At 48.6% G+C, this 15,196-nt stretch carries 17 protein-coding genes; 12 read left to right on the top strand and 5 right to left on the bottom strand.

Annotation, left to right across the window (positions count from 1 at the left end; genetic code table 11):
- Nucleotides 1-2 precede the first annotated feature (2 nt).
- From MVO87_RS05175 to MVO87_RS05135, 9 genes are read left to right on the top strand one after another with little or no spacing between them, the layout of a single operon-like run.
- Entirely contained in the window at nucleotides 3-1,100 is a 1,098-nt protein-coding gene (locus MVO87_RS05175) for an FtsZ/tubulin family protein (protein ID WP_297516373.1), read from the top strand.
- On the top strand, nucleotides 1,097-1,717 hold the full coding sequence (locus MVO87_RS05170) for a hypothetical protein (RefSeq protein WP_297516372.1): 621 nt from the start codon (nucleotides 1,097-1,099) through the stop codon (nucleotides 1,715-1,717). The genes MVO87_RS05175 and MVO87_RS05170 overlap by 4 nt, the downstream gene beginning before the upstream one ends.
- Before the next feature lie 44 nt (nucleotides 1,718-1,761).
- Nucleotides 1,762-2,415, top strand: coding sequence for a class III signal peptide-containing protein (locus tag MVO87_RS05165; RefSeq protein WP_297552465.1), 654 nt, complete (start codon nucleotides 1,762-1,764; stop codon nucleotides 2,413-2,415).
- A gap of 1 nt (nucleotide 2,416) precedes the next feature.
- On the top strand, nucleotides 2,417-2,866 hold the full coding sequence (locus MVO87_RS05160; RefSeq protein ID WP_297516369.1) for a hypothetical protein: 450 nt from the start codon (nucleotides 2,417-2,419) through the stop codon (nucleotides 2,864-2,866).
- Entirely contained in the window at nucleotides 2,841-3,347 is a 507-nt protein-coding gene (locus MVO87_RS05155) for a hypothetical protein (protein ID WP_297516368.1), read from the top strand. Before MVO87_RS05160 ends, MVO87_RS05155 begins: the two co-directional genes overlap by 26 nt.
- Nucleotides 3,344-4,774 carry a hypothetical protein gene (locus MVO87_RS05150; protein WP_297516366.1) on the top strand — a complete coding sequence of 477 codons (1,431 nt, stop codon included), beginning with the start codon at nucleotides 3,344-3,346 and terminating at the stop codon, nucleotides 4,772-4,774. The genes MVO87_RS05155 and MVO87_RS05150 overlap by 4 nt, the downstream gene beginning before the upstream one ends.
- A gap of 6 nt (nucleotides 4,775-4,780) precedes the next feature.
- Nucleotides 4,781-6,868, top strand: a complete 2,088-nt coding sequence (locus MVO87_RS05145; RefSeq protein WP_297516364.1) for a TPM domain-containing protein — start codon at nucleotides 4,781-4,783, stop codon at nucleotides 6,866-6,868.
- Complete coding sequence (locus MVO87_RS05140; RefSeq protein ID WP_297552463.1) at nucleotides 6,868-9,258, top strand: DUF2341 domain-containing protein; 2,391 nt, start codon at nucleotides 6,868-6,870, stop codon at nucleotides 9,256-9,258. The genes MVO87_RS05145 and MVO87_RS05140 overlap by 1 nt, the downstream gene beginning before the upstream one ends.
- A gap of 9 nt (nucleotides 9,259-9,267) precedes the next feature.
- Nucleotides 9,268-10,023, top strand: coding sequence for a DUF2101 family protein (locus tag MVO87_RS05135; RefSeq protein WP_297552461.1), 756 nt, complete (start codon nucleotides 9,268-9,270; stop codon nucleotides 10,021-10,023).
- On the opposite strand, the gene MVO87_RS05130 is transcribed toward MVO87_RS05135, so the two are convergent.
- Nucleotides 9,978-10,253 (bottom strand): TonB-dependent receptor, encoded by a 276-nt coding sequence (locus MVO87_RS05130; RefSeq protein ID WP_297552459.1) that lies wholly within the window; start codon nucleotides 10,251-10,253, stop codon nucleotides 9,978-9,980. The two genes, MVO87_RS05135 and MVO87_RS05130, sit on opposite strands and share 46 nt — an antisense overlap.
- Before the next feature lie 120 nt (nucleotides 10,254-10,373).
- On the opposite strand from MVO87_RS05130, the gene snatA reads away from it, so the two are divergent.
- Both snatA and MVO87_RS05120 read left to right on the top strand, forming a co-directional pair.
- A complete protein-coding gene (snatA, locus tag MVO87_RS05125) occupies nucleotides 10,374-11,021 on the top strand; it encodes a neutral amino acid NAAT transporter SnatA (protein ID WP_524540271.1) in 648 nt (215 codons plus the stop codon).
- 51 nt (nucleotides 11,022-11,072) lie between these two features.
- Entirely contained in the window at nucleotides 11,073-11,351 is a 279-nt protein-coding gene (locus tag MVO87_RS05120; protein ID WP_042691463.1) for a family 4A encapsulin nanocompartment shell protein, read from the top strand.
- Here MVO87_RS05120 and MVO87_RS05115 read toward each other — a convergent pair.
- The 3 genes from MVO87_RS05115 to MVO87_RS05105 all read right to left on the bottom strand — a co-directional run bounded on the left by MVO87_RS05115 (nucleotide 11,335) and on the right by MVO87_RS05105 (nucleotide 13,329).
- Complete coding sequence (locus MVO87_RS05115; protein WP_297552457.1) at nucleotides 11,335-12,258, bottom strand: triphosphoribosyl-dephospho-CoA synthase; 924 nt, start codon at nucleotides 12,256-12,258, stop codon at nucleotides 11,335-11,337. The genes MVO87_RS05120 and MVO87_RS05115 overlap by 17 nt on opposite strands.
- A 44-nt stretch (nucleotides 12,259-12,302) precedes the next feature.
- Nucleotides 12,303-12,803: a deglycase PfpI gene (gene pfpI / locus MVO87_RS05110; RefSeq protein ID WP_297512519.1), complete on the bottom strand. Its 501-nt coding sequence runs from the start codon at nucleotides 12,801-12,803 to the stop codon at nucleotides 12,303-12,305.
- Nucleotides 12,804-12,873: 70 nt separating this feature from the next.
- Entirely contained in the window at nucleotides 12,874-13,329 is a 456-nt protein-coding gene (locus MVO87_RS05105) for an Lrp/AsnC family transcriptional regulator (RefSeq protein WP_297552487.1), read from the bottom strand.
- Nucleotides 13,330-13,446: 117 nt separating this feature from the next.
- Between MVO87_RS05105 and MVO87_RS05100 the strand changes: the two genes are divergently transcribed.
- On the top strand, nucleotides 13,447-14,613 hold the full coding sequence (locus MVO87_RS05100) for an OBG GTPase family GTP-binding protein (protein WP_297552455.1): 1,167 nt from the start codon (nucleotides 13,447-13,449) through the stop codon (nucleotides 14,611-14,613).
- Here the strand turns inward: MVO87_RS05100 and MVO87_RS05095 are convergent.
- Entirely contained in the window at nucleotides 14,610-15,092 is a 483-nt protein-coding gene (locus MVO87_RS05095; protein WP_297515821.1) for a hypothetical protein, read from the bottom strand. The two genes, MVO87_RS05100 and MVO87_RS05095, sit on opposite strands and share 4 nt — an antisense overlap.
- Between the last annotated feature and the right edge of the window lie 104 nt (nucleotides 15,093-15,196).

Below are 15,196 nucleotides of genomic sequence, written 5' to 3'. Positions count from 1 at the left end.
CCTTGAGGGCCCTGATAATAGGAATCGGCCAGTGCGGGACGAAGATAGCCGACCTGTTCGCGCTAGTTGACTTTGAAACCCTCGCGGTGAACACCTCCCGCGGCGACCTGGAGTACCTCAAGCACGTCCCACAGGACAGGAGGATACTCATAGGTGAGAGTCTCACAGGCGGTAAGGGTGTCAATGCGAACCCAATACTGGGCAGAGAAGCCATGAAGCGCGACCTACCGCTCGTGATGCGCAAGATAAACTCCCTAGTCGGCTACGAGGACGTTGACATCTTCTTCCTTACCTTTGGCTTTGGCGGTGGAACCGGTGCCGGCGGAACGCCCGTCCTCGCGGAAGCCCTGAAGGAGGAGTACCCAGACTCGCTTGTCGTTGCCATCGGCGCGCTCCCGCTCAGGGAAGAGGGTATAAGGCCCACAATCAACGCCGCCATAACGATAGACAAGCTCTCCAAGATTGCCGACTCAATAATAGCAATAGACAACAACAAGCTGAAGGAGGGCAACGACGACATAAGCAGGGCCTACGAGAGGATTAACTACACCATAGTCGAGAGGATAGCCTCTCTTCTGGCCCTTGTGGATGTCCCTGGCGAGCAAACCCTCGACGCGAGCGACCTCAAGTTCGTCCTCAAGGCCTTTGGAAGCTTCGCCACCGTTGGCTACGCAAAAGCTGAAGCGAGCAAGGTGAAGAGCCTGTCGAGGCTGATAATCAAGTCCTTTGAGAGTGAGGGTCTCTACCTCGACGCCAACATCGAGTCCGCCCTCTACGGTCTCGTCGCAATACACGGCCCGCCGGAGGTTCTCAAGGCCGGAGACATCTTCGAGGCCCTCGATTACCTCACGAGCAAAATCCGTGGCAAGCAGATTTTCAGGGGCTTTTATCCGGACCCGCGTGAGAGGGAAGTTGAGGTCGTCACGCTCCTCAGCGGAATCTACGAGAGCAGGAGCATCGAGGAAATCGTCAAAACCGCCAAGCAGTACGCGAGGTCCTTTATGGAGGCCAAGAAGGAGGCTGAAACCAAGAAGAGCGAGCTCCTCAGCGGTTTGCCTGACTTCGACGACATCTACCCAGTTCCCGAGGGTGAGGGGTGATGGAGAACATCAAAGACTCGGTGGAGGTCGCGCTTGAACTCGACGAGAAGTCCGTCTACTCCCACATCGCCCACGAAAGTGCGGAGGACATAATCAGGATTATCTCCTCCCTCGACGCCGAGAGGGCGAAGCTTCGCGGGGAGGTCATCTACTACACCGACGACTGGGACGCTCTGATAAGGGAGAGGATGGCCAAGGGAAAGCGCCACACGGCCTTCGACTTTTACAATCCAGCCCTACTCGACATCTGGGAGGAGAAGGTTAAGCTCGGGAAGAAGCTCAAGAGGCTTGAAAGGCTCTCCTACGCGGTTCTTGGGGGCATTGTTGGACTGACCGGCCTTGCGACGGTTCTGACGGGCACACCGTTAATCCTGCTTGGCTTTGCAATTCTCCCCCTGGTGGTCGCCGTAAGGGACAGAGTGAAGAGCTCGCTCGACCTGCTCTACTACGAACTCACCCAGTTCTTCATAGACGAACTCCGGACAATCGTCACCAAACACGGGCTCACTCCCGAGAAGTACAAGTTTAAGCTGTTCACGGGGGGTTATTTTGGCGTAGAAACAAAGAGAACGCCTTCTGGCATATTTGCGGTCGTTGAAGACAAATCTGGGGAGTAACCGTTAAATATGGTTCAATCCTATGACCTTATGGAGGGAGTGAGATGGGGTTAGTCCTTAGAAGGCGCGGTCAAATTTCGCTTGAGTTTATGTTGGTGTTTTCGGTAATGCTGATTATGCTACTCTACTCCGTCAAGAACGTGGGGTTTGATTCAAGCTCTCCCTCCTCCAGTACTTTAGCGATTCAAATCGCCCTTGAGGAAAAAAGCCTCGCCAACGCAATCTCCAACACCATAAGCCAAGTTTACGCCCAAGGGCCAGGTTCAAAGGCAACAACATATATTAAAGTAGTGTATCTTAGGAATCCCTCGTATTTAGAAAAAGGGCTAAATGTAGTCACTCCGAGGATATTCATCACGTATGGGTCGTATCCCTCGGGGGGAAATGGAACCTATGTGGCTGTCGTGAACGGCACCGGAACAGCAAGGCTGATTCGCTTAGGTGAGGGCAAAAACGCATTCTGGAGTAGAGCCATGTACCAAGCAGACCTGTTTAAGAACTCCTCTGTGTGGGTAAGCCCTAGAGTCACGCTTAAATGGGCGGACGATGGAGTGACTGTTTATGGGCTGGGTCTTGACCCTGCTACCTTACCCTCTGAATTGAAAATCGTCGTTGAATGGAATCCTGACCGAGAGGACTCTTGGTTTTATAACGGAACGGCTGGTGAGCTTAGGATAAATATTAATCCGGGGGGATAAAATGAGAGGCGGCCAGGTGAGTCTTGACCTCATGTTCGCCGTGACACTTGTCGCCCTAACCATCGTAAGTCTGATAAGTCTTGCAACCCACGAAGTTGAAGAGGTGAAGGCGTTCGACGCATCCACTAAGCTAAAAGTCTTCACAATTGACCTTCGGGATACTGTGACCAAGGTTTATGCCTCTGGAGATGGATTCGCGGTTAGGAAGACAAGCCCATTCGCGCTGAAAAGCGGTGAGTACGTAAGGGTCATATTAAACGCGACATCTAACGAACTAAAAGTCGAAGCGGAAATTAACGGGGAAACCTATACAACCGCCCAGAAGGTTCCCGTGCCCATTGTATCAAGTAGTGCGGTCACGCTCACACAATCAAATGATGAACTCTGGATAGTTTGTAAATACAACGAGACTGTCGGTGGGTTAGATGTTAGGGTCAGCGAGAATCCGTAAAGGACAGACCGCGATTGAGATGCTCTTCATAGTTGGGATAATACTCACTGGGATAGTTGTTATTGTTCCTCTATATGTCCACGAGAGCGGAGATTCAGTCATGATAACGGTGGTAAGGGACGCCGCGGCACAGGCCGCAGTTTACATCGAGACGGGGGTTGTCACTAACAAGCCAGGATACGAGAAGCTGAATGAGATTATACAAAACTATACTGAATACAGAAGTGTGGGATTTCGGTTTGTGGGACTCGGTGTAACTTCCGAAAGCGACAGGAATATCACGATAGCTGTAAAATTCATCCATGGTCTCTCTCAGAACACTTCAAGGGACTCCAGAATAGCTAGGGATATAGGAGAATTTTTCAAGGAGTATCTTAAGGATGTAAAAGGATTTCAGCTTGAAGAAGGTCACCTTTACTATCGGGGACGGCTTATCGAATTCAACGTCACGGTTGGTGGGACTTGGGAGGTGGTATCGTGAGACGCGGCCAGCTCTTTTCGATGGATGCGCTCGTCTCGATAGTTCTTGTAATCATGATACTTGGTACAGTCTCGGCTACGTCTGAGAACCTAAGGAGTGAGATAGCCTCGATGGTTGGATGGTATGAGAGGGTAAACATAGCGGACAACATGCTGGACATTCTGACAAAGAGCCCTGGTGAGCCGGAGGACTGGGAAACTAATTTTGTGAGAGTTAAAATTCTTGGACTGAGAGGGAAGACGGGTTTTGGCCTTAGTTATGACAAGATAACCGCTATGAACGAGCACGCGAATGAGCTCATTGATAAGCTCACCAATCTGTCGATGGGAAGGGATTTTCTTATTTTCACTTATATCTCAAAGTTCCAAGTAGGAATCAGTGGAAGCTTTCCTAAAGTCTATATTGATAACATGACATTTTCGAATCCCAATGGTAATCCACCGGGGGTATACTTTCAAGTATCCGGCGGAAATGGAAACAACCCTGTAACAGTGAGTTACATTGAGATTGTTAGAAATGGGAACCACTATATAAATGAGGAGATATGTAGTCTGAAAACAGGCAGTAGTATTAACCTTGCAGATGGTGACACTCTAAGTTTCATTCTAGCTGATACTGCGATACTGACTGCTAAGAGAGGCCAATATATATACACCAAAACACTCCCCGAGGGTACCTTTGTTAGGATATACATAACTGGACCAGACTCCAGTAATTTTCAGATAAACTTTGGAGGCGGTAGCTGTCCTTATTCCTTTAAATTCTCCGGAAACGGAAACGTCATTGTCACAGTATCTGCCTATGATAGTACCGTACCCGATATAACGGTCAATTACACCTACGCATCAGAGCTTATGGATGAGGGAAGCCCCACGTACTACTTTGCTATTATAAATGGTACTTTAACGACAAACATGAATGTTGTACAAGAATCTAAAAATAACTCCCCGTGGAGTGAAGTTGCTCAGAAAAATATTATTGTCGAAAGACTCGAATACAACCTATCCAGGGGACCCTCTCCTGAGAGACCTCTTGTTTACGGAATTCTTGACGGAAAATTGCCGTTAAATGCACAGTTGCTTATCTCAGTTCCCAAGGGAGTGGGTAATTTAACCTTCGTAATCTTGAGTGGGTCGGATGTTAGAGGTTTGATGGTTTATAAAGATGAGATTAATGAACCAGTTAGAGCAGTTCTTGTTAGAGACAATACAACGATTCTATACAAAGGAAATTCGACGACCCTAATAATTCCTCTAAAAGATCTCATAGGGAACAAGATAAAGATTCCTATAGGGATATGGCTTTACTCTGTAAATGGCTGGGATAGAGAAAGTATTGAAATTTCCATCATACCCTCTATAAAGTGGAACTTAAAGCCAAAGTTCGAGGAGGGCATGCTAAAACTTGTTGTATGGGACGATGGGTGATGAGAGATGAGAGCAAGGGTAGGATTTGTACTTACACTTGATGCAATGTTATCTTTAATAATAATAACATTATTCGTTACTGGCATAATTGCTGTAACTGAAAACAGCTCAAAGGTTTACTCCACCTACATGAGGGATCAGTCAAGAAAGATAGCATCGAGCACCTTACTGGCCCTTAGAACAGTTCCCCTTAATGAGATAGTCGATCCTAGTGTCATTCAAAGTTGGATCCACAATGGAATCCTTGAAACTGATCTCGTGAGTCCTGATATGAGTCCTCTTGACATAGTTGCAACCTACTGGGCAACTGCTCCGATATATCCTAATTTAAACCTGAGCCACAAGGCGGAAATCATCCTGGGGTATATCCTCAATAAAACGCTCACGGAATACAACTACGAGCTCCTAATTAACAATTACACCAGCCCATATTTGAGAAAGGTTGGATCAAGCTACTCCACGGCTTCTGATGTTTCACCTGCGACGCTAATAATGAGCGGTTACGCATACAACCAAACGCCACGGGGGTACATGGCTAGGGCATACTTAACGAGAGCAACCTTTGAGAGGTCCGACATATTTGGAATACAGAGAGTTCTGGCACGGTGTCACTATTATTCCTACTACGGATGGCACTCCAACACCTTACGCGTTGAGACACACTTTAAACTGCCCTATGATGCAGTGATAGAGAGCGCGGATCTTAATTTGGTAGAGAGGACCGGTGCTCAGACTTCCTACTTCAAGCTCAATGGCTACCCCTTGAGTGCTGGTTATCACTTTGATGTTTCGGGTTATTTAGCGTCTGGAGATAATAATCTGACTGCTGAGTTTACCACGCATTACTTACCTAATTACTGCTACGAACTCGGGTATGGTAGCGGTTCAATGATGTATGTTAAATACATCACAAAAAGCACAAATACATCGCTTTTTGATCCAGCAAAGAGGTACGGGGAGCTTTACGATGTTCAGAGTTATACAGGAATATATTATCTTAATGCACTTTTTGTCCCTGGGAACATAACATCAATTTCACTACATCTTGTGACTGAGGGGGTGAGTGATATAAGGATATACTATGCATACGGTGCTAATTACTACGAGCTCGTTCACAAAACACTAAGTCCTACGGGTGTCGTGACAACTGATATAACGGCACAGGATATAGAGCAAGGACTTGCGAACTATGGATTTACGTTGGAAAACCTTTCAAAAACATATTTTAACCTTGTTATAGCCCTTGATTCGTGGTGGGACAGGAGTATAAGATATTTTAGATACGACACAAACTACAGATTACGCAGACTATATGGCAATGGACAGTCGTATGTTACTATAGATTATATCCCTCGAGCTATAACTACGAAGTACTCGATTCCCCTTTCAATCTTTAAGGATTATGATGATATCCAATATGGTGGGGCTTCAGTTGGCAACAGGTATCAGAGGATGAGCTTTAGTTATTATTTACCATCGAACGCTGAGCCCTGGTATGTTGATATATGGACTGCTATTCAGTTCACAACATTTACGCCAACCTCGTATACCACGCTCTCAGAGAACGGTCAGGTTTTCTACGATTATTATTCGGACATCTATATGATAAGAGCTGCGTATTCTAAACTAACCGATAGCATGATGGTACCTGGTCAAATGAACACTTATGTGGCTGAGAGCTCAGATGTTGACCAGTATGGATTTAGATATCAAGAAAGCAGGGCACTCATAAACTACTTTATCCAAGCTTACGCTGGTTATGGTAACGTCTTCCCAAAGCATATTCGTGATGGATGTAATGGGTATAACATAACTTACTACTGGATAGGTGATAACTTTCCTCACAACATTCTTGCGGGGGATGCTCCTTACTGTAACCTAACCGCAGATGATCTGCTGAATGGCCGTACTATATATGCCGTTGACGATGCGATAATAAGACTGTTCAACAACCTTGGTGGGGACGGAACCCAGAGCAATCCGATTCTCGTTGAACTCCCCTCAACGATTCGTATAGAAGTTGCGTCCATGGGAGATATTCCCGGTCTCTTTAAACCAATCCAGATAACCCTGCGCGTATGGAGGGAGGGCTAATGAGGCGAGGTTTCCTTCTTAACTCTACAGCTATTGTACTTTTAATTCCTCTCCTCCTTCTTTTAGCAACATATGAGGATGTATCTCTATTAGTAATTAAAGCCCAGAGTGAACGAACTCAGGTTGAGAGGACCTATGATGTAGTTAGTTTCCTGAATATTGAATTTCAAAAGGTTATGGAACTCTCCGGAAAAAGGGCCGTTGTTGCCGCGGTTGATTACGTGGCCGTTACAGGAAACTTTATAAATCCCTCGTATGGGGCCAACAACACTATTCGCGATTTAATGAAGAATGGTACATCCCCTCCACTCGCTGGATACGATACCTTCCGCATTATGAAAGGTCAGACTCTCGAAACTTGGCTCTTAAATGTGAGCAGGCTACTTCATGATCAGGGGTATAGCCTCCATCCCTCAATAAGCGATATTGTTAGTTCTGCGGAAATAACAGTGGCACCTCTTGATGCATTTACAATTGTTATTAAAGCTCGTATACCGCAAGTTAGGATCACAGATTTATCTGGTCTTGTCATTTATGAAGGGCCAATACCCTCAACAGGCGGATACGTGTACTCAACTGTTGACATTCGCAATCTTGAGGATCCTATATTCTCAGCAATGACCGGGGGAAGGTATCAGCGATCTCTGAGGGCCTGTCCCTATGCCTATCCAGAGCTCGGATTAAGGCCACTTACTATTGCCAACGGTACAGGGGTTGGTACCTCGTCGACGGTTATAGGTTACTTTGGAACGGATTTTCAGTACAACCTAACGGACATATGGGACTCTTCTGGTAATCATGTTTCTAACCTAAGCATTAACGGAATCCCTGCGACGACAAGGGATATAATCCTCAACAGCGGAGATATTGGAGTCCTTAAGTTCAGCAACGTTACATCCTCTGGAACTGGAACGGGACTTCCACAGGGATGGTGTTCTCCTCTCGGCTATCGTATAAACCTGACCATTGAGAACAACGTGGGAATGGATCTCAATAACTACCAGATTCCTCTCCTGCTAAGCACGGCCAAAGGCTTCACAACTCAGATTCTGGACTTTATTTTCCAGAATACTCAGAATACATATTCCGGAGATCCTTACCAAACAAACTCTTCAATTGCCTTTTATGATACAAACTGCAATCCGGTGCCGTTCTGGATAGAGTATTGGGATCCAACGACAGAAACCGCTTTGGTGTGGCTCAGGCTGTCGATTCCAAATAACGGGCGCGTGACTGTGGAAATGTACTTTGGCAACGAAACTATTCCAACTAAAGGAGATGGAAGTGCAGTGTTTGAGTTCTTTAGAGATTTACTTACAATCGATGGTGGAGATGAGGTTGAGATTCCGCTGAACCAAAATCCTTTGAATCTTTACGGTGGATTTGCTGTTAGGTTCAGAATGAGAGCTCAGAGGAATTTTAGAGACTGGGACTCTGGCGTTGGTATTGAAGACGCAACCGGTAACATGTTACTTTTCACGGATGATGGAACCCAAAGTAATGATGGTCTTGCAATCCACCGACCCTGGTGGAATCATCTCTCAAGGATTGTGGGTAGGAATCCAATAAACACTTTCCACGTTTATGAGGCCCTTATGAAGCCGTACTCTTCAGTCTCCAAAGATTCTCAGCTCAAAGACGTAACTGATGGAAGAGTTAACAACGATAACTATTATCGGTTATGGGTTGAGCCACTTACCTACGTTTATGCAGTTACTGATAGTGAAAAAGCAAATAGAAGGACAGAATACCAATGGATAGCCATCCGCAAGTATGACACATCTACTGATTTACTTGAGGATCCCTATTTCAATGGTATAACACTTTATTGGAAGACTACAACATTAGATCAAGTCATAGAGTCCAAATCCGCTTTAGCAACTTCTTCCTTAACATCGAGCAATGCCACGGTATATGATATACAACCCTTTATTAACTGTCTCCTGGATCAGAGGTATATAGCCATAGAAGATGGGTGGTCATTTTTTGAGAGACTCGAAGGAAGTAATATCAATCACGTTTCTTACGTTGCACTCTCTCATCAGATGCAGGATGAGATGGGTTACAAATACGGAACTCGGTACTATCCCATCGGACTTGTAAGTTTTATGATACCTGATCCTATTTACGACCAGAAACTCTTTAACTTATTCCTCACACTTGGAATTTCAGTGGAGGAAGGTCAATCCAGCACGGATTATTACTTCCTTAGCTACTACTTTAAGCATAAAACAAAGGTTTGGGGCTATAGAGTATGGGGTATATCAAAGGGGATTTTATCCTCAGGAGACCTTAGTACAGTGCCATTCTTCTTAGATCCCCAGACAGGTGAGGATATCATGGGGTCTCAAGGAGCATGCGACCTTCTTTATGGGTATAACTGTTCGTGAGGTGATTGAATGTCCCTTTTAGATTTCTTTTATTCAATTGGTGAAGCTACAGAGGAGCTTTTTAGGAAAGCTAAGTACCACATTAAGGAGATCATACATCCGACTCCCCAGTTAAGACCTCCTGAGTTTAGAATTCTTTGTCGGTTGGTTAGAAAGACCATGACAGTCAATGAACTCATCAGCCTTCATCTCCAGCTATGCTTCCTGACGTACCTTATAGCCAACTTTGCTGTAGTGTTCCTAACAAGCACTCCCCTCTATCTGTTAGCTGTTTCAATCCCCTACTTTCTCTACCTTCGCTATTTTATACTCCGCTATGGCAACTTCCTCATCGAAGAGAAACCGTATAGGGTTTTTTACTATGGAGTTTCTATTATATCTTTTCTGGCATTTCTCGGGTACTCGCTACTGAAATTAACATCCCCAAAAATCTATCACTACTACGCATATGTAGGAGCAGTAGCAGTGGCAGTTTTGCTCTTCCGCTGGTACTTCAAGAGAACCTTCGGCAGGGACTACACTTACGGTGTCGTCGAGGAGCTCAAGGGCGACCTCGTCAGGGTATTCGTGCACGATGACCTCTCCGCCAACGTCAAGCCCGGCCTTTACTGGCTCCCAGCTGTTCCAGACGCTAAGCCTGGCAGGGTCGTTAAGATTCTCGTGGAAGACAGGGCCTTCAGGAGCGCCAAGCCCGTGAGGATAATCGAGGTCTATCTCTCTCAGTCCTCCCAGAGCTCCACCGAGCCGAAGAACGCTATGGAATGAAGGATGAGCAGGTAAATGGAGTGGTGGGGCTCTATCAGATTGGTCTTGGCGAAGCCCCTTCCCCTTTTCTCTATCACCAGGGGTTCGACCAGCGGATGGCCCGGGTCGAGTATTAAGGACTCCCCGATGGCCTCTATCTCGTAGCCTATCCCGTAGGCGACCCTCTCAACAAACTTGCTGAACTCTCCCCACTCTTCCACATCCGTTTGATAGTGGATGGAATGCCCCACGATATCACCGTTTGAGGTAATAACAAAACCTTAAAAAGTTTTTCTTGATGCAACTTTGTAACGTAACAAACCCATTAAGTTTTTAAGGACAGCCCATCGTGCTCGGTTGGTGGTGTCATGATGGACGTTGTGACTCTTTTTAAGTACCTTCTGATTCTCTACGGTGGCCTGTTCGCGATAACGAACCCAGTTGGAGCCGTTCCCGTGTTCTTGAGTGTTACCCATGACCTCAGCCTGAGGGAGAGGCGGGAGATAGCGACGAAAACGGCCCTGACCGTTATCGTGACCCTAATTGTTTTTGCCCTCATCGGTCAGTGGATTTTCAGGTTCTTCGGTTCGAGCGTTGACGCTTTTGCGATAGCCGGTGGAATCCTTCTCTTCAGGATGGCAATGGATATGCTTTCAGGCAAGCTTTCTTCGGTCAAGATAAGCAGGGAGGAGACGGAGGAGTTCGATGAAGAAGTCGTCACGCTTGAGGAGGTCGCCATAATCCCCCTCGCAATTCCCCTGATTTCCGGCCCAGGTGCCATAACGACGGTGATGCTCTACATGGCAAAGGCGGGGAGCGTTGCTGAGAGGGCGGTTGTTCTGCTCACGATAGTTCTTATCGGCGTTACCGTCTGGCTCGTCCTCTGCTCGGCAAACGTGATAAAGGCTCGCCTCGGTAGGGTTGGCATAAAGGTAATGACGAGGATGATGGGTCTAATCCTGACGTCAATGGCCGTCCAGATGATTATAAACGGCATCAAGGGGGCCTTTGGCCTCTGATTTTTCCAAAACCCTTAAATCGTCCGGGTTGAACTTTCACCGGTGTTGAAAATGCGCGGAGACCTGATAAGGATTCTGAGCGCCGTTGAGGAGAAGGCAAACGAGCTAAAGCTTGAGGGTTTCGAGCCCGACGTGGTTCTCGTTGGAGGGGAGGCCTACGAGTTCATAAAGGCCCAGGTGAACGAGGAGTTCGGTGGCGACGAGGAAGTTCTTGAGCTCTCTGGGCTCCCCGTGAGGATAGTTGATGAACTCGGCAAGGACGCGGTTGTGATAGACAGCAAGGCCCTCGGCTACGCACCCGCCGCCAAGCGCTTCACCGTTGTGAGGTGACCAGCCAGGCCCTTCCGTTTCTCATTTCGACCCTTACCCCAGCCAAAAACAGCAGGCTCAGCGAGACTGCCATGATGTCCGCTAAGCTTCCCGGGTTCCTTAAGTCACTCTTCTCGCGCATGAACGCGTCGAACTCCTCGGAGCTCATCCTTCCCTCCACGACGTCTCTCGCCTTTTCCCTAACGAGCTCAGCCTCTTCCCTGCCTGCCTTGCGCAGGATTAGCGTGTCGAGGTTTTCAGCGAGGAGCTCGATGAAGACTCCAACGACGGTCTCCTCCAGCGGGCCGGGGATTCTTTCGGCGAGCCTCTCGAAGGTCTTGTAGGTGAGCTGGTAACCCCCAATCCACTCGCGGAAGACGAGCTCCCGCTCTCCGCTAATCTCGGCAATCCTCGAAAGGTTTATCCTGTCCCTGAAGAGCTCCTCGAAGGCCTTCTCCGAGTAGACGTCGTACTTCACCCCGTTCGGGAGCCCCTTGGGGTTCGCGATTCTTATCGCCCGGTAGAGCTCCATCGTGTCCCCGACCGTTGACTCCTCGATGAGTAGCTTTGCCTTCTCGCCACCCTCGCGTATCTTTTTCGTCATTGCGAGCCCCATGAGGAGCGGAATCGAGAGGACGATTACCCCAAAGTTCGGGTTCCCACCTTGAACCCTTTTGCTCGCCTCAACGCTCCGCCTTATAAGCTCCCCTATCCCTGCCTCGTTCGGCCTGAGAAGGCCGGAGCGGATTGACTCGGCCCGCTTTATCGCCTCGTGGTAGATGCCGGCCAAAGCAGGATACGCAACGAGAAAGTTGTAGATGCTCAAATCCTCAAAGTCTCTCCTCCTGCTCACGTTCCCGGGCTTTGGGACGGCTACCTCTATTAACGGCCCCGTGAGAAAAGCCCTGATAAGCTCCCACCGGTTCATTCTTCCACCGGTAGAAAAGAGGGGAGAAACCTTAAAACGCTTTCTCAGCGGAGCAGTTTGACAAACTCCCTCATCCAGGCGTATAAATCCCCGGGGTGCCTTGAGCTGACCCAGTTGCCGTCAACGACAACCGGCTCATCCACCCATTCTACCCCAGCGTTCCTCATGTCGTCCCTTATTCCAGCGTAGCTCGTTCCCTTCCTGCCCCTGAGCACACCGGCCGAGATGAGTATCTGCGGCCCGTGGCAGATGCTCGCGACTGGTTTTCCGTCCTCGAACATCTTTTTGGCTATCGAGACGGCCTTCTCGTTGAGCCTCACCCTCTCGGGTGCCCTTCCACCGGGCAGAACGAGGGCGTCAAACTCATCGGGGTCAACCTCGTCAAAGGCCAGCTGAACCTCAACGGTGTAGCCGTGCTTTCCAGTAATCTTCCCGCGCTCGAAGCTCGCTATGTAGACCTCGTGACCCTCTTCCTTGAGCCTGTGGAGCGGATAAATCAGCTCGACGTCCTCAAAATCGTTGGCACTGAGGAACAGAACCTTCACTTCAACCACCCCCTTAACGTTCAGAAGAATATATGGGTGACCGCTTATAACCCTAACTGGGCAAAAATGGTTAGAGCGGGAGCTCGGTCGTTTCCTTGTGGGTCTTGAGGACGACCATTGTGTGGGTTGATTCGACTCCGTCGACCTCTCCAATCTTGTCGAGGAACTCGTTGAGCTCCTCACTGCTCTTTGTTCTAATCTTGACGAGCATGTCGTAGTCCCCGGTCGTCTCGTAGACCTCGCATATCTGGGGGTATTTCTTGAGCTCGTCCGCGACGTGGCTGTACATGCCCGCGTGGGCCTTTATGAGAATAAAGGCGAGAATCTTGAAGCCCAATGAGTCTGGGTCGAGAATGACCGTGAACCTCTTTATTATTCCTCTATCCTTCAGCTTCTTTATGCGCTCGTATATGGTTGATTCGGCGAGACCGACTTCCTTGGAAATCTCACGAAGGGGCGTTCTGCTGTTCCGCTGGAGTATCGTGAGTATTTTTCTATCAACATCATCTAGGCCGCTCCTCGTCATTCTCACCACCGTCATGGAAAATTTTCGGAAACCCTTATAAATTTGCCGATTCTCGATAACCATACGTTTATAAAACGCCGTTCGTCTTTTAGTTCCGGGCCGGGGGGGTGAGCAGGAATGCCAACGAACGTGACAGCGGAGTACCTTGCCGCGGAGGAGGAATACAGGAATGCAAAGACGATTCCCGAGAAGATTCGAGCCCTTGAAAAGATGTACTCGACGGTTCCGAAGCACAAGGGAACCGAGAAGCTCAGGCTCCAGATAAAGCGCAAGTTAGCGGAGCTCAGGAAGGAGCTCGAGAAGCAGAGGCAGATGAAGAAGGGCGGTGGCGGGCCCTCAATGGCAGTCAGGAAAGAGGGCGCGGCGCAGATAGTTTTGGCCGGTCTTCCCAACGTCGGCAAGAGCTCCCTCCTCAAGGCTTTAACAAACGTCGATGCGGACGTTGCCGACTACGCCTTCACAACCGTTCAGCCGATTCCGGGAATGATGCATCACAAGGATGTTCAAATTCAGCTCGTTGAGGTTCCCGGCCTCGTTGAGGGTGCCGCTTTAGGCAAAGGAATGGGCCCACAGCTTTTAAGCGTCATAAGGAACGCCGATGCCATAGCGATAGTCGTTGACCTCTCCCAGGACCCGGTCAAGCAGATGGAGATTCTTTTGAGGGAGTTCGAGAGGGCTGGAATAAAGGTCAACAAGAGGAAGCCGAGGGTCGAAATCAAGAGAACAGCAATGGGCGGAATCGTCATCAACGGCCAGGAGAACATAAAGGGGGACATCCAGGAAGTCATGAAGATGCTCCGCGAGGAGCGCATACACTCCGCTGAAATTACCGTCAAGGAGCCCGTAACGCTCGAGGAGTTCGCCGATGCCATAGACGAGAGCCTCGTCTGGAGGAGAGCCATAATCATAGCCAACAAGGGCGACGCTCCCGGCAGTAAGGAGAACTACGAGAGGCTCGTTAAGGTCTACGGCGACCGCTTTAAAATAGTCCCAGTTTCTGCCAAGAGGAAAATAAACCTCGACAAGCTGAAGGACGAGCTTTACGATTTGGCCGGAATCATCCGCGTTTTCACCAAGAGCCCCGGCGAGGAGCCGGCTTATCCTCCGGTCGCCCTCAAGAAGGGTTCAACCGTCATGGATTTGGCCGAGAGGATTCACAAGGACTTCGCCAAGAACTTCCGCTATGCGAGGGTCTGGGGCAAGAGCGTCAAGTTCCCTGGCCAGAGGGTCGGTGCCGACCACGTGCTTGAGGACGGAGACATAGTGGAGATTCACGCCCGCTAACGGCAGAACGGCCCCTCGCAGGTTCTTCTTCCCTTCCCGGTCAGTACGTCAAGGCTGTATTCCCTTCCATCGAGGCTGTCGAGGATTAACCTCTCACCCCTCCTTTCGAAAATCCAGAAGACCTTGTAGGCGAGTTCCTCTCGAACGACCTCAATCCTCGGGAGCCACCACGAAATCACGCGCGAGTTTCCCCAGGTTATAGCGCTCTCAAAGGCTTTCATTCTGGCTTCCTCTTCATCGACTAGCGGGTCCATAACGGCCTTTTCCTCAACCTCCCACTCCTGGAGTTCTATGAACCTGTCTCCCCTCTCGGCACCGAGCCGGTAGAGGTCAACGTAGGCGAAGTAGTCGAAGACCTTATCCCTCATTCCCAACCTCTTGTAGTAGAGCCTGAGGTGGTATATCCTGTATGGGTACAAAACGAAGCTCGATTCTATTTCAGGACGGAATATAGGTCTCATGACTTTTACCCTGTTCATGCTCAACACCGTAACGGTTTGTACTAATTCGGCTTCCAGATTTTTCACAAACTATTCAAAATATAGTTTTGAACGATAGGTTTATAACTTTTTGGCAATAATAT

Origin of the sequence: Thermococcus sp. (assembly GCF_027063845.1) — an archaeon.
Classification (GTDB): domain Archaea; phylum Methanobacteriota_B; class Thermococci; order Thermococcales; family Thermococcaceae; genus Thermococcus.
This window is presented reverse-complemented; position numbering and strand designations above follow the sequence as displayed.

Coding starts and splice junctions, on each gene's coding strand:
- MVO87_RS05165 (WP_297552465.1), top strand. CDS start 1,762: ATGGGGTTAGTCCTTAGAAGGCGCGGTCAAATTTCGCTTGAGTTTATG.
- MVO87_RS05160 (WP_297516369.1), top strand. CDS start 2,417: ATGAGAGGCGGCCAGGTGAGTCTTGACCTCATGTTCGCCGTGACACTT.
- MVO87_RS05155 (WP_297516368.1), top strand. CDS start 2,841: ATGTTAGGGTCAGCGAGAATCCGTAAAGGACAGACCGCGATTGAGATG.
- MVO87_RS05145 (WP_297516364.1), top strand. CDS start 4,781: ATGAGAGCAAGGGTAGGATTTGTACTTACACTTGATGCAATGTTATCT.
- MVO87_RS05140 (WP_297552463.1), top strand. CDS start 6,868: ATGAGGCGAGGTTTCCTTCTTAACTCTACAGCTATTGTACTTTTAATT.
- MVO87_RS05135 (WP_297552461.1), top strand. CDS start 9,268: ATGTCCCTTTTAGATTTCTTTTATTCAATTGGTGAAGCTACAGAGGAG.
- snatA (WP_524540271.1), top strand. CDS start 10,374: ATGGACGTTGTGACTCTTTTTAAGTACCTTCTGATTCTCTACGGTGGC.
- MVO87_RS05120 (WP_042691463.1), top strand. CDS start 11,073: ATGCGCGGAGACCTGATAAGGATTCTGAGCGCCGTTGAGGAGAAGGCA.
- MVO87_RS05115 (WP_297552457.1), bottom strand. CDS start 12,258: ATGAACCGGTGGGAGCTTATCAGGGCTTTTCTCACGGGGCCGTTAATA.
- MVO87_RS05105 (WP_297552487.1), bottom strand. CDS start 13,329: ATGACGAGGAGCGGCCTAGATGATGTTGATAGAAAAATACTCACGATA.
- MVO87_RS05100 (WP_297552455.1), top strand. CDS start 13,447: ATGCCAACGAACGTGACAGCGGAGTACCTTGCCGCGGAGGAGGAATAC.
- MVO87_RS05095 (WP_297515821.1), bottom strand. CDS start 15,092: ATGAACAGGGTAAAAGTCATGAGACCTATATTCCGTCCTGAAATAGAA.